The sequence below is a fragment of the Engelhardtia mirabilis genome, from assembly GCF_007748095.1.
Taxonomy (GTDB): domain Bacteria; phylum Planctomycetota; class UBA1135; order UBA1135.
This window is the reverse complement of sequence record NZ_CP036287.1, coordinates 1,382,148-1,395,048: the sequence shown is the minus strand read 5'-3', so window position 1 is coordinate 1,395,048 and position 12,901 is coordinate 1,382,148. Positions and strand designations below refer to the sequence as shown.

Below are 12,901 nucleotides of genomic sequence, written 5' to 3'. Positions count from 1 at the left end.
CCTCTCGCTCGCGGCCCTCGACTCGAGCCCCGCGGGCGGTCCAGCCCCCCTAGCGCCCGCGGCTGCCAGCGGGTGGCGCCGCCCCAGGCCCCTCGCCCTGGGACAAGAGCGGCGTGAAGTAGCGGTAGTAGACCTCGAGGGTCAGCACGCACATGGCCGTGGAGTAGCTCTTGTCGCGGCTGTCGTCGCCGGCGTAGTCGGCGTAGGAGGAGATCGGCTCCCAGGAACCGTCGGGGTTCTGGCTCGGCAGCAGCGTCTCCTTCATGGCCTCGTTCCAGCGCCGCCAGTCGTCGCCACCGGCGCGCAACAGGGCCAGGCTGCCGTAGTACCAGAAGTACAGGTTGCCCCGCGCGCGGTAGACGAAGTCGTCCGTGCCCGTGTGGCGATAACCGCGGGGCGCCTTCTCGGAGATGAACTCCCGCGCCTCGCGGTACTCGCGGGACGAGATGTCCTCGTCGAACAGCGACAGTGCAAACAGCGCCGCCGGCGTGGAGCCGGGCAGGATCGCGTAGGTCTGGCGCAGGCGCGAGGGGTCGTGGCTGTAGCGGTAGGCGCCGCGCTCTGAGTCCCAGGCGCGTTCGACGAAACCCTTGGCCAGGTCCAAGACCTCGTCGTCGACCTCGATCCCGCCGAAGCGCGCGGACTCGAGTGCCATGATCTGCCACACGCTGATCGACACCCGCGGCCAGCGGTCGAAGGTCGACCCGTCCGGGTAGTAGTAGCTCCACCCCCCGCGCAGGCGGTCGTCGTCGCGACGGTTCTGCTCGGCGACGATGTGGGCCACGGCGCGCTCGAGGGGCCTGCGCAGACGCTCCTCGCCGGTCATGGCGTAGGCCTCCGCCAGGGCGTAGGTCGCGATGCCGTGGCCGTAGGACGTGCAATCGCCGAAGTGGCCCGAGCGCTCGTCCTGTACGCCGAGCAGGAAGTCGATGCCGCGGCGCACCACGTCGGAATGCTCGCTCGCGCTGTCAGCCGTGTGCTCGGCGCCGAGGAACGCCAGGAGGCACAGGCCGGTCTTGCCGATCACCACGTGGTGGTACTTGCGGTCGTAGTCGTCCTCGGAACCCCACCAGCCGCCGCGGGCTTGGATGCGGGCCAGGTAGGCCAGGCCGGAGGCGACGGCGGCCTCGGTCTCCTGCGATCCCCCGAGCAGGTCGAGGGCGCGCACCTTGGCGGCGCCGCTGCGACTGGCGTAGGGGGTGTGCTCCCAGCGGCGGCGCGGCGCATCGGTGTCAGCCGCGGCGAGGCCGCCGAGGTCGGGCAAGCGCGGGCCCGTGGGAGCCGTGGACGGAAGGTCCAGGTCGCTGCCGCGGCGGCGGGGCAGCTCGAGGGTGCCCGCGCGTTCGGCGACGCGGTTGGTGGGTACGAGGGCCAGGGCGGCGCTGCTCCCCGCGCTGGCGGGCGCGCTGGCCTCGACCGCAGCAGCGACGCCTGTGTCGGGCCGGCCGCCGTCGTCGGGCGCGGCGACGGCGACGGCGACTTCGGTCGACTGGGAGTGACGCGCGGGGAGATCCGGGAGGCCGCGGCGGGGAATGGGGATGGCGGCCGGTGCATCGAGTCGCGCGGCCCGCGCGGGGCTGGCGGTCGCGCTGACCAAGGGGCTCAGGTCGTCCCCGATCGTGGCGGACCGGGACGGGCCTGAATCGACCTCGCGACGCGCGCTCTCGAAGCTCATCGCGACCAGCTCCGGCGCCGCCTCGCCGCCGCCCGTCGCACGGGGAACGAGCTCGCTCGCGTCGTCGGGCAGGGCCACGGTGACGTCCTGCGAAGCCGAATCGCTCCGCTGCACGTCGATCGCCGCGCGCATGGACGTCGCCCCGTCGTCGCCCCCGCCCGCCAGTTCGGCCGAGGCTTGGAAGCCGGGCAAGGGTGAGGCGAAGCCACCGGGCTCTGCGACCTCGCGCCGGGCCGGAGCAGCGACGGCCCCGCGACTGGCCGAAGCCACTTGGCTCGAGGCCTCGAGGGCGACTTCCCCACTGCCCGCGTCCGCGCGGCGCACGAAGGTCTCTTCCAAGCTCGCGACGGCGACCTCGGGTGCGGGGCGCCCGTCCTGGACCCGCTCCGCCTCGGCCGAGCGGCGTTCGGGGGCCGCGCCCAGGTCCGCGCCCCTGGGCCGCGCGATCGCCGCGGACGAGGGGCGCGCGGAGGGCACCGCGGCAGCCGCTGCGAGCCCGGCCAAGATCGCCTCACCGGACGGCGCCGCGGGTTCGACGCGCTGCGCCGCCGGGCCTTCGCTGGCCGCCAGGGCCAGAGCCTCCGCCGCGCCGCTGCGCTGGCTGAACTCTTCGCGGGGCGCGGCCACCTGGGCCCGGTCGGCCGTGGACTGCGCCTGACGCTCCGCCTCGGCCGCGACCCGCACGGGCTCGGCGCCGAGTTCCGCCGCACGCCGCGACAGGCTTGCCGCGGAGGGCGCCGCGGCCGCGAGGGCCGAGGTCTCGGCTGCCGCGCGCTGGGGCTCGCCCGCGGCCTCGGCTCGGCTGCGCTCGACCGCGAGCTCGCCGGCGCGCTCGGCGTTGCCCTCGCGCGCGCCGTCGGAGCGCGTGACCAGGCGCACCTTGACCCCGTCCTCGCGCGCGGCGAGCTCCAGCTCCTTCGACTCCGGATAGACCTCGCGGAACCACCACAAGAGCAGGAGGTGCAACAACAGCGAAATCAGGAAGCAGCGGTAGACGACGTCCAGGCCGCGCCATCGCTTGGCACCCCAGGCCAACAGCGCCAGCAGCAGCAAGAGGACCAAGAGCAACAGCTCCTTCAAGCCCACCGGATCGCCCTCGCGCCGGAACAGCTCGCGCGAGGTCGCGCGCATCAGGTCCGCGCCGCTGCCCTCGAACTCGCTCGAGTAGACCAGGGTGAAGCCGTCCACCGACGGCGCCGGCGCCCGGTCCGCCCCCGGTCCGTTCAGGTTCTCGAGGGCCTGGGGCGTGCTCCAACCGTCCAAGTCGAGGCCGCTGCGGTAGAGGTCGAAGCTCCCCTGGCCGCCCTCGCGGTCGCTGGCGAAGAACAGCACCCGACCGTCGCCGGCCACCGCGGGCTCGCGCTCGTCGAAGCCGGTGTTGAGCGGTGCGAGGGGCTCGACCAGGAAGGCTCCCGGCTCGCTGGGGTTCGGCCGCGCCAGGAACAGGTCGAACTGCTCGAGTCGCCCGCCGTCGCGGTTGGAGGCGAAGGCCAACCCGCCGCCTGGCAGGGGCGCGGGGTCGGTGTCGTCCGCCGCCGAAGCCAGGTCGCCGCCGAGCAGCTCGGGCTCTCCGAAGTCGAAGCCGTCGAAGGGCGCGCGCCACAGGTCGAGGCCTCCGTGGGTGCCGGGGCGGTCGGAGGCGAAGTACAGGCCGCCGGGACCGAAGCAGGGGGCCAGCTCGTCCGAGGGCGTGTTGAGCGCGCGCAACGGCCGCGCCCCGTGCGGAACACCGTCGATCAGGTCGCAGGTCCACAGGTCCGCGCCCTGGCCGCGCTGGCCCACCGCGAAGACCAACTGGCGACCGTCCGGCGTGACCGTCGCGCGGCCCTCGTCGTCGGCCGTCGCAACCTCCGCACCCAGGGACTCGGGCGCCTCCCAGATCGCGTAGCGCACCGAGCCGACCTCGGTCACGTCGTAGCTGGCGATCCCGTCGGTGTACTGCCCCTCCGTGCCGAGGTAGGGCCGAAAGCGCACCCACGCCAGGAGGAAACCGACGCCCACGAGGGCCAGGACGACGACCACGTCCTTGCCCAGGTGCCTGTTGCGTTGCGTTTCCATGGATGCCTCCGGCGGCCCTCAGTCAGCGGATTCGCGCACGATCAGGCTGGTGTCGGTCAATCCGACCAAGTGGCAGAGGTCGAGCACCCCCACCACGCGTCCGTAGTCCACGGCCTCGTCGCCGCGCACCGTGACCGGAGTCGAGGGACGCGCGCGGGCCGTGCGCTCGAGCTCGGCGCGCAGGGACTCGCGCGTGTGCTCCACGGTGCCGAGCAGGATCTGGCCGTCGCGCAGGACCTGGATCAAGAGCTCGTCGGGCAGCTCCTCGGGCTCCGAACCGCTCTCGGCCTGGGGCAGCTCGAGGTCGATCTGCTTCTCGGGCTCCACGAAGGTCGTGGCGACCATGAAGAAGATCAAGAGCAGGAAGACCACGTCGATCATCGGCGCCAGGTTGAGCTGCAGCTCCTCCTCGCCTCGGCCGTCGTCGATCTGCATGGCTCAGGCCTCGGTACCGATGGGAACGGATGCAGGCACCGGCGGAGTCTGGGCGGTCTGCGCTTCGTGAGCCGAGCCGTTCGCGCTCGGGGCCTTGCTGCGCTCGACCACCGGGGCCGGGGCGAGCTCCGCCCTGCGCTCGCGCAGGGCCGCGTCCAGATCGCGCGCGTGGTCCTCGACCCGGCGGCCGAAGGCGTCCAGCCGCCCGCGCAGGTGGTGGTAGCAGACCACCGCGGGGATCGACACGGCCAGGCCGGCGGCGGTGGTGGTCAGGGCCTGGTAGATGCCGCTGGCCAGGAGCTCCGGACGCCCGATCCCCGCGCTGCCGGCGATCTCGCCGAAGGCCTCGATCATGCCCCACACCGTCCCGAGCAGACCGAGCAGCGGCGCGATCAACCACACGAGCAGCAGCGGGCGCAGGTTGTTGCCCAGGCGCCGGATCTCGTTGGAGGCGAAGTCACCGACCATCTTCTCCCGGTCGAGGAAGGGCTCGTCCGCGCGCTCGAGGGCCAGGGCGAGAATGCGCGCCAGGGGACTCTGCTTGGAGCGCGCCAGGGTCAGGCCGCCCTCGACGCCGCCCTCGCGCACGGCGGCGACCACGTCGCGCCCGAAGCGCCGCGAACCCAAGAGACCCGGCCGGAAGCGCAACCAACGCTCCACCGAATAGGCCACGGCCACGACCGAGCAGAGCGCGATCGGGACCATCATCGGACCGCCCGCCACGACCAGCTCGAACATGGACTCGAGGTCGTCGGGAGCGCCTTGCGCGAGGAGCGGCATCGTCATCGTCTGAATCGTCATGGTCGTTTCGCCCTTGCGGTCGGTCAGCGCGAGCCCATGGCGGCGAGGCGCTCCGCCGCGCGCACACCGAAGGCTGTCTGCGGGTACTTCTCGCTCGCTTCCACGTAACGCGCCTTGGCCAGGTCGGCGCGGTCCTGGGCCTCGAGCACCTGCCCCGCCAGGAACAGGGCCTCGGCCACTTCCTCGGGCAGGGCGTAGAGCACCGCCACCTTCAGAAAGTGCGAGAGGGCCGCGTCGAGCTCGCCGGCGGCCGTGTCGAGTCGTCCGAGTTCGATCCGCGCGCGGGCCGAGAGCACGCCGTCGTCGGCAGCGATCACGCGATCGAAACAGGCGCGGGCGGCGCGGGTCTGGGCCAGGGCCGCGAGCGAGCGGCCGCGCCACAGGTCGGCCTCGGCCAGGTGCTCGAAGTCGGGGTTGCGGCGGGCGAGCTCGCCGAGCACCTCCGCCGCGCGCTCGTGACGACCGGCCCGGGAGGCGGCCACGCCCAGGCGAAAGCGCGCCTTGGGTACGACCTGGTGCCGCGGGTGCTCGGCCAGAACCTGCTCGAGGGGCGCGATGGCCTGCTCGAAGCGCTCGTCGCGGAAGCGCGCCTCACCCACGAGGAACAGCGTCTCCCCCACCAATTCGCTGTCGGGGTGCTGGGCCAGGAGCTGCGCGAAGCGCGCTTCCGCCGCGGCGCTGTTGCCGCGCCGCAGCTCGGCGAAGCCCCACTTGTAGAGCAGTGCCGGGGCCAACTCCGCCGGCAGGTGCGGCGCTGCCAGGGCGTAGTCGGCCGCGGCCGCCTCGTCCTCGCCGCGCTCGAAGCGCGCTTCGCCCACGAAGAAGCTCGCCTCGGCCAGGGAGGCGTTCGCCGGCGCGAGCTTGCGCGCCTGGGCCAACTCGGCCTCGGCGCGCTCGACCTCGCCGGCGTCGAGCCGCACCCACGCGGCCTCGACCAGGGCACCGGCCTTGGCCTCGGGGCTGGCCAAACCGCGGTTCGCCTCACCGAGCAGGGTCAGAGCCGCTTCGGTCGCGCCGGCCTCCGTGAGCGCGGCCGAAGTCAAACGCGCCGCGGCCAGGAGGCGCGCGTCGTCCGGCTTGGTCGCGGCGAAGCGTGCATAGGCCTCGCGCGTCGCCGCGGCGTCGCCGCTGGAGCGGGCGGCCCAGACCAGCAGCTCGAGGGCCGAGGACTTCAACTCGGGCTCGACATCGCGCTCGCGTGCCAGGGCATCGAGCCTCGCCGCCGCGGCTGCCACCTCGCCCAGATTCAACTCGCACCAAGCCAGGCCGTAGGTCGAGCTCTGGCGCAGCTCGCGCTCGATCTGCGCGCCCACCAGCGCCGCGTAGTGCCCGCGCGCCAGCGCCAACTCGCCGCGGTCCGAGAGGCGCTCGGCCAGGTCGAAGCGCGCGCGCAGGCCGAGCTCGCCCGCGTCCCGCGCCGCGCTCTCGAGCAGCCGCTCACCGTCCTCGCCGGGTACCAAGCGCGCGAGCCGCACCAGGGCCTCGGTGCGTCGCCCAGCGGCAGGCCAGCGCTCGAGGAAGGTCGCGTAGCCGTCGATGGCCTCCTCGCCGCGATCCAACTCATCGGCGCAGCGCGCGGCCATGAAGGTCGCCTCCGGCAGGACGTCGCTGCCCTCGGGCGCGCGCGTCCCGACGAGGAAGGCCTCGCGCGCCGCCGCGGCGTCGCCCCGGCCCATGCGCGCCCAACCCAAGCGCACGCTGAGCCGCGCACGCTCGGCGGCGTCGCCCTCCTTCTGGACCAGGGCCGCGAAGGACTGCTCGGCCTGGTCGAAGCGCTGCAGGGCCAGTTGGGCCTCGGCGACCAACACCGCTGCCGCGCTGGCTTCCTCGCCGCCACCCGCCGCGACGCGCTGGGCCAGGGCCAGGGCTTCCTCGGCGCGCCCGTCTTCGAGGTGCGCCACGGCCGCCGAGTAGAGGGCGTAGCCGCCGCCCCCGGCCTCGAAGGCGTCGGCGGCCTCGGCGTTGCGCCCCAAGGCCAACAGCGCGTCGCCGCGCGCCACTTGCAGCCGGCGCGCGACTTCGCCCTCAGGTCTGGTCCGCAGGCCGGCTTCGGCGTGACTCAAGGCTGCGGCGTGGTCGGCGGCGGCGGCGGAGGCGCGAGCGCGCCAGTACTCGGCCTCGGCCCCGGCGGGCACGCGCGGGTCGTCGAGGGCGCCGCGGGCCTGGTCGACGCGCTGCGCGCGCAACAGGGCGATGCCGCGGTGCAGGGCACACTCCGCGGCGAAGCGGCTGTCCGGGAAGCGCTCGAGCAGGGCTGCGAAGTGGCCGGCGGCCTCATCGTGTCGGTCCAGAGCGGCAGCGGCGAAGCCCGCCCCGCGCAGGGCGGCGTCGACCTGGTCGCCGCTGCGCACGGCCAGGAAGCCCGCCAGGGCGCGTTCGGCCTGGCCGCGCTCCAGGTCGCTCTCGGCCGCGAGGAAACGCACCTCGTCGGCACGCGGGTCGGACTCGAAGCGCCGCAAGAACTCGGCCGCGCGCTCGGCGCAGTCCGCGTGGCGACCGGCGTCGAAGGCGCACCAGACGCGGCCGTGCCAGGCGTCGGCGGCCAGGTCGCCGCCGCCGTCCTCGAGCACCTCGGCGTAGCGCCGGTCGGCTCGCTCCGCGTCGCCCGAACGCAAGAGGGCCTCGGCCAAGAGGAAGGTCGCCGAGCGGTCCAGGTACTGCGGCCCCCCGTCGGCCACCGAGCGCAGGGGCTCGATCGCCAGCTCCGGCCGGCCCAGCTCGAGCTGGCACTGGCCGCGGCGCAGGTCGACCTCGAAGGCCAGGTCGAAGCCCGTGACCCGGTCCAGGCGCTCGAACTCGGCCAGGGACTCCTCGAAGCGATCGAGGGCGAAGAGGGCGTCGCCCAGGCGATAGCGCGCCTGGGGCAAGCGCGAGTCGCTCGGGTACTCGCCGATGAACTTGCGCGCCTCGGGCACGACCAGCTCGTGCAGGCCTCGCTGGGCCAGGCCCGCCAGGTACTGGTAGTCCTCGTCCGCATCGGGCGGCGCGGGGGTTCCGAGGGACGCGAGACCGAGGGCGAGGGCGCCGAGGGCGAGCGACATGGGGCGGCTTTCGAGCTGGGCGGCGAGGCCGGGGACGGCGGGACTTCTACCCCAGTAGTCGAGCATCTCGCCGCGCGACGACAACCCCCCTGGCAGGGCCCGATTTTGCGCCCGCGCGCAATGGACGACGGGCACCCGGGCTAGGCGAGGCCGGAAAGAAAAGTGCCGCGGGGGCGAAACAGCGGACCGTCGAATCCCAAGCGGTGCGGCGCCGGCGACCCCGCGGCTCGGCACCTGCCCTGGTTGGGCCCGCGCACCGCCAACAGCGACGAACACCGCAGCAGTGCTCCCGGCGGTGCTCGGAGGAAAGTTGGAAGTCCGCGCGCCGGTCTCCCCACGGATCTCGTTCTCACGGGTAACCACCCCATCCAACGGAGGAACGAGATGGCGAAGAAGCGAGCGACGAAGAAGAAGGCGACGACACCCCGCGGCACCGACGACAGCGGCGGATCGAGCGGCGGCACTGGAGCCGGGAGGCAAGCTCGTCCTTGGGGGCTGGACGTCCCTGCCTACATGGCGACATTCAGTTTCCTCGGTCAGTTCGAGGGGCTCGATACCCCCTTCGCCCAGGCGGGCGCGACGAAGCTGTCGGCTCTGCGGTACTGGAACGAAGTCGGTGACGGCTCCCGCCGAACCGCCGCCAAGGCCCTGGCCCTGCGGATCGACGAGCGCTTCACGGAATGGCTCGGTGCCCACTACGAGGCGGGGATCGACTTCGGCTCGGCGATCTCGGAGCTCTTCTCGGTGCTCGAGAGTGGCAGGACCCGCACCGTCAAGGATCTCGCCGACACGGCGGACGATCTCTACAGGATGCGCCGGGAGGCCGACTGATGTTCGCCCAGCACTGCGCTCCCCTCGGGGCGACCCGGGCTCTACTCGCCCTGGCCTTCACCGCAGCGAACGGACTAACACAGCAAGCCCTTCCAATTGCCGCTGCAGCCCCCGCCACTCCCGTCCGAATCGATCCGCTCCAGCAGCCCGGCGACGACGCCGAGGGCACCAAGCCGGACCGTGCACTCGAGGAGGTCAATGACGTCATCGACGACGAGCTGCGCGAAGAGCTCGTTGGGGTGGCCAACGGCCGCCTCAGCCGGCTCTTCGAAGGGCTCGAGCTGGAGCTGATCACCACAGCTCCAGGCGACACCGACCGGGAGTCCGGGCTCGGCCTGCGCTTCGAGCTGAACAAGGACCTCGTCGATCCCCTGACCCTCGCGAACGGCCGCTCCGCCGTAGCGTTCTCGCTGGATGCCCGCGGACAGGTCTTCACTGAACAGCGGCAGAACCCCTTCGACTTCCTTGAGGCGTCTCTGCGAGCGAGCTACTTCGGTCGCACAACGACAAGCATCGAGACGCTGGACGGCCTCGCGAGAGCGGGAGACCCCGATGCGGTCGAGAAACGGTACGACCTCCGCGCTGACGCGGACGAGCTGATCTCGCAGCTCTCGAGCGACCTCGGTCTAACCTCGTTGGATGCCGCACAGACTCCTGAATTCAGGCGATTCGTCCTCGAGAATCCGACCGCGGTGCCCCCCGACAAGTCGATCTGGGCCTGGCACGGCGACCTGCGCGTGGGCCATGAGAGCGATCAGGATTTCACCAATCGACAAGCCGTCTACGGTGTCGAGCTTGGAGGCCAGCTCTGGTCGAGCGATCCCGGCGTCGCGGCTTGGAACCTCGCCGAGTACCCCTTCGCGCTCACGCGGTGGCTGACCGGCGACGACCAGCCCGTTCCGAGCATGGGTCCCTTCCCGGCGATCAACCTGGGTCTCGACCTGGTCGACCCGGACCAGGACCTGGGTCGGCGCGCCGCAGGCGAGGACGCCGATCCCTACCCGCGCTTGCGCGCCGAGGTTGGCTACACGTCGACCTTTGGGACGATCCAGGGTCGGACACTCAAGGCCTCGCTCGACTACCGCTTCTATCACGAACTCGATGCGAGCAGCGGCGTCAGCGCGGCCGATCTGGACGCCTCCAACTACTTCCAGTTCGTGCTCAGCGACGAGTCGGGGGTCTATGCAAGCTACGCCACCGGCCGGCTGCCCTTCGACGTGGACGACGACAGTGTGTTCTCGGTGGGCTTCCGCTTGAGCCGGTGATCGACGCATCGCACCGGGGGGAGGCGCGCGGCGCCCCCCCGTGCGGTCAGAGTCGGATGGTGTTGACGCCCTCGGCCGAGAGGTTCACGGGGACCTCTTCCACCAACTCCTCACCGCTCCACAGGCGCAGGGTGCGGGCGGCCAGGCCCACGCTCTGGATCGACGAGACGCCTTCGACGATCGCGGCGCGCCAGGTGGAGCGGGCGGCGGAGGCGGAGGTCTCGTAGAGCGGCAGGCGGGAGCCGTCGGCGGCAAGGACCTCGAAACCGTCGGCGCGTTCGGACAGGGCCAGCTCGACCTGGAGCCGGCGCCGGCAGGGCAGCTCGAGCACCCAGTTCTCGGGATCCACGTCGGCCGGGATCGAGCGCGGCGTGGGCAGGATGCCGTCGCCGGTAGCCCACAGGTACGCGCCCTCCACGGGCACCATGGGGAGCTCGAAGCGGCCCTCTTCGTCGGTGCCCTCGGGGATCTGGGAGACCAGCAGGTTCATCTCCGTGGAGCCGCCCAGGACCCGCGCGCGCTTGGTCTCGGTGATCTCGTAGAGCTGCAGGCGGATGTCGGACACCGGCTCGCCGCGCTCGTCGACCACGCGGCCGCGCAGGGTGGTGTGGACCTCGGGCACGTCGACCTCGACCACGACACCCTCGCTGCCGGCGGCGAAGGGGCCGCTGGTGACCCGCGCCAGGGGCTCGTCGAGGACTGCGGCGAGGGTGTAGTCGCGGTCGGTCAAGCCCTCCAGCACGAAGGCTCCGCCCGCGTCGGTGGTGGTGTAGAACCACATGCCGTCGGGCTCGCTGGGCAGGGTGTACCAACCGAAGCGCTCGTCCCCGTCGGCGGTCGGCATCTGCGCCTGCATCCCGAAGCCGTCTGCGGGCGGCGCGCCGCCGGCCAGGATCGCCTCGAGCTGCAAGGGGTAGGCGCCGACGGCGCCGAAGGGCTCACCGTCGTCGACCCAGACCCGCGCGCCGGCGACGGGTTCGCCGTCCTGGTCCACGAGGACGCCGGCGATCGAGAGGCTCGCGCCGCCGAGGGTCAGGGTCGTGAAGGAGGGCCAGCCGGTGTCATCGTCCGACGGCTCTCCCGGACGCTGGAGTGCGGCCGGCAGGAAGCCGGCGCGCGCGGCCTTCAAGACACTCGTGTCCAGGGCGCGCACCGGATCGAGCTGGAACACGCCGACGCGATCGGTGCTGCCCACGGTCGCCCCGAGGGAGACCAGGGCACCCTCCACCGGCCGCCCCTCTCCGTCCACCACGCGGCCGCGGATGGCGAGGGGCGAGAGCATCGCGTCGGGCTCGAGCACCACGTCGAAGTTCTCCGCCGAGCGAAGGGGCGCGTCGAGGAAGCGCGCCGCGTAGCCCGTGTGCACGACGCCCACCAGGGCGCCCTCGACCCGCGGCACGGCGCTCAGCCGATAGCGACCGTCGGCATCCGTGCGCGCCTGCCAGGTGCGCTCGACGGTCGAGTCCAGGTCCAGGCCGACGCGGGTGGTCAGGTCGGAGGGCAGGCGGTAGTCGAGGCGGGCCTCCCCCACCGGCGTGCCGAAGACGTCCACCACGCGACCGGCCAGCTCCAGGGGCCGCGCCACGAGCACGATCGGCTCGAACTGCCGGCTGGTATCCCAGAAGCCTTCGCGCAGGGCGACCCAATCGTCGCCCTCGACGCGGATCGTGACCTGGTCCTCGGGTGTCGCCTCGAGCACGAAGGCGCCGCCGTCGCCGCTGGTGGCCTGCTGGGTGCGTCCGTCGGCGCGGGCGGAGACCGTGACGCCCGCAACGGGCAGGCCGTCGACGTCGACCACACGGCCGCGCACGTTGACCAGTGTCGCGGCGGGCTGGGGTTGCCCGTCGTCCGCCGCGGCGAGCCCGGTGCGGACGACGGCCGTGCGGCCCGCGCCGACGGAACGCTCCATGTCCGCCGGACGCAGGGGCTCGGAGCCGTCGAGCACCGAAGGCTGGCTCACGGAGGCGACAGCCAGATCCGCGGTCAGCGCTCCGGTCGCGGTCGCCGCCTCCTCGGGTCCGGAGAGCAGGGGGATCAACACGCCGGCCGAGACGGCGGCGACGAGGGCGGCGGCGGCGAGGGTGGTCTTCACGGTGACGGCTCCGACGATGGGCCAAGCCGGGGGCGGAGGAGGATCCACCAGCGGCAGGAGGGCTAGGCACCACGTCCGGCGGTCGCCGTACTCCGCGTCGAGACCCGAGCGCAGCTGCGCCAGGCCCCGCTGGAGCCGACTGTTCACCGTGTTGACCGAGACGCCTGACTGCGCGGCGATGCGCTTGGGCGAGAGGTCACGGTAGAACCGCAGAAGGAGCGTCTCCCGATAGGGCTCGTCCAGGCGCAGCACGGCGCTGACGAGCTCCCGTTGGTTGGCGATCTCCTTGACGAGCTCGGCGGCGCTGTCCACGGCCTCCGGCCGTGCGCCCCGACGCTCGCGCACCCGCCGCCGCGCCTCCCCGCGCCCACGGCGCAGGGAGAGGTTGCGGAGCACACCGGCCAGGAAGGGCCGACCGCCCCCGGGTCGCTGGAGGGCGACGACGAGGGTGTCCTGCACCAGGTCCTCGGCCACGTCGGCCTCGCGCACCAGGCGCGAGGCGAGGCCGCGCAGCCACGACAGCTCGCTCTTGAGCTGCTCGGGGCTGAGGTCGGTGATGTCGGGCGTGGTCATCGAAGGGGAGTCCCCGCTCGGCTGCGATCCTGCGCAGCAATCCGTGGGATTTGCCGCGCCGGCTGGCCCGAAGCCCTCGGCCGTCCCCGGGGTGAGCCTGGATCGCGGCCGGCAGACCCCTATCCTCGCC

Annotated in this window: 7 protein-coding genes; 2 read left to right on the top strand and 5 right to left on the bottom strand. The window is 72.9% G+C overall.

Annotated elements, in window-relative coordinates; genetic code table 11:
- Positions 1 to 49: 49 nt before the first annotated feature.
- From Pla133_RS05100 to Pla133_RS05085, 4 genes are read right to left on the bottom strand one after another with little or no spacing between them, the layout of a single operon-like run.
- Positions 50 to 3,733, bottom strand: a complete 3,684-nt coding sequence (locus Pla133_RS05100; RefSeq protein ID WP_145063131.1) for a PD40 domain-containing protein — start codon at positions 3,731 to 3,733, stop codon at positions 50 to 52.
- An 18-nt stretch (positions 3,734 to 3,751) separates the two neighbouring features.
- Positions 3,752 to 4,168 carry an ExbD/TolR family protein gene (locus Pla133_RS05095; protein ID WP_145063129.1) on the bottom strand — a complete coding sequence of 139 codons (417 nt, stop codon included), beginning with the start codon at positions 4,166 to 4,168 and terminating at the stop codon, positions 3,752 to 3,754.
- Positions 4,169 to 4,171: 3 nt separating this feature from the next.
- Positions 4,172 to 4,969 carry a MotA/TolQ/ExbB proton channel family protein gene (locus Pla133_RS05090; RefSeq protein ID WP_145063127.1) on the bottom strand — a complete coding sequence of 266 codons (798 nt, stop codon included), beginning with the start codon at positions 4,967 to 4,969 and terminating at the stop codon, positions 4,172 to 4,174.
- 23 nt (positions 4,970 to 4,992) lie between these two features.
- Positions 4,993 to 8,010: a tetratricopeptide repeat protein gene (locus Pla133_RS05085; protein ID WP_419192150.1), complete on the bottom strand. Its 3,018-nt coding sequence runs from the start codon at positions 8,008 to 8,010 to the stop codon at positions 4,993 to 4,995.
- Between the two features lie 384 nt (positions 8,011 to 8,394).
- Here Pla133_RS05085 and Pla133_RS05080 point away from each other — a divergent pair, with 384 nt between their 5' ends.
- On the top strand, positions 8,395 to 8,841 hold the full coding sequence (locus Pla133_RS05080) for a hypothetical protein (protein WP_145063123.1): 447 nt from the start codon (positions 8,395 to 8,397) through the stop codon (positions 8,839 to 8,841).
- Positions 8,841 to 10,106, top strand: a complete 1,266-nt coding sequence (locus Pla133_RS05075) for a hypothetical protein (protein WP_145063121.1) — start codon at positions 8,841 to 8,843, stop codon at positions 10,104 to 10,106. The genes Pla133_RS05080 and Pla133_RS05075 overlap by 1 nt, the downstream gene beginning before the upstream one ends.
- Positions 10,107 to 10,152: 46 nt before the next feature.
- On the opposite strand, the gene Pla133_RS05070 is transcribed toward Pla133_RS05075, so the two are convergent.
- On the bottom strand, positions 10,153 to 12,771 hold the full coding sequence (locus tag Pla133_RS05070) for a sigma-70 family RNA polymerase sigma factor (protein ID WP_419192149.1): 2,619 nt from the start codon (positions 12,769 to 12,771) through the stop codon (positions 10,153 to 10,155).
- Between the last annotated feature and the right edge of the window lie 130 nt (positions 12,772 to 12,901).

Bases quoted from the DNA above. Each gene is read 5' to 3' on its own strand.
- Pla133_RS05100 (WP_145063131.1), bottom strand. From the start codon at position 3,733: ATGGAAACGCAACGCAACAGGCACCTGGGCAAGGACGTGGTCGTCGTC.
- Pla133_RS05095 (WP_145063129.1), bottom strand. From the start codon at position 4,168: ATGCAGATCGACGACGGCCGAGGCGAGGAGGAGCTGCAGCTCAACCTG.
- Pla133_RS05090 (WP_145063127.1), bottom strand. From the start codon at position 4,969: ATGACGATTCAGACGATGACGATGCCGCTCCTCGCGCAAGGCGCTCCC.
- Pla133_RS05085 (WP_419192150.1), bottom strand. From the start codon at position 8,010: ATGTCGCTCGCCCTCGGCGCCCTCGCCCTCGGTCTCGCGTCCCTCGGA.
- Pla133_RS05080 (WP_145063123.1), top strand. From the start codon at position 8,395: ATGGCGAAGAAGCGAGCGACGAAGAAGAAGGCGACGACACCCCGCGGC.
- Pla133_RS05075 (WP_145063121.1), top strand. From the start codon at position 8,841: ATGTTCGCCCAGCACTGCGCTCCCCTCGGGGCGACCCGGGCTCTACTC.
- Pla133_RS05070 (WP_419192149.1), bottom strand. From the start codon at position 12,771: ATGACCACGCCCGACATCACCGACCTCAGCCCCGAGCAGCTCAAGAGC.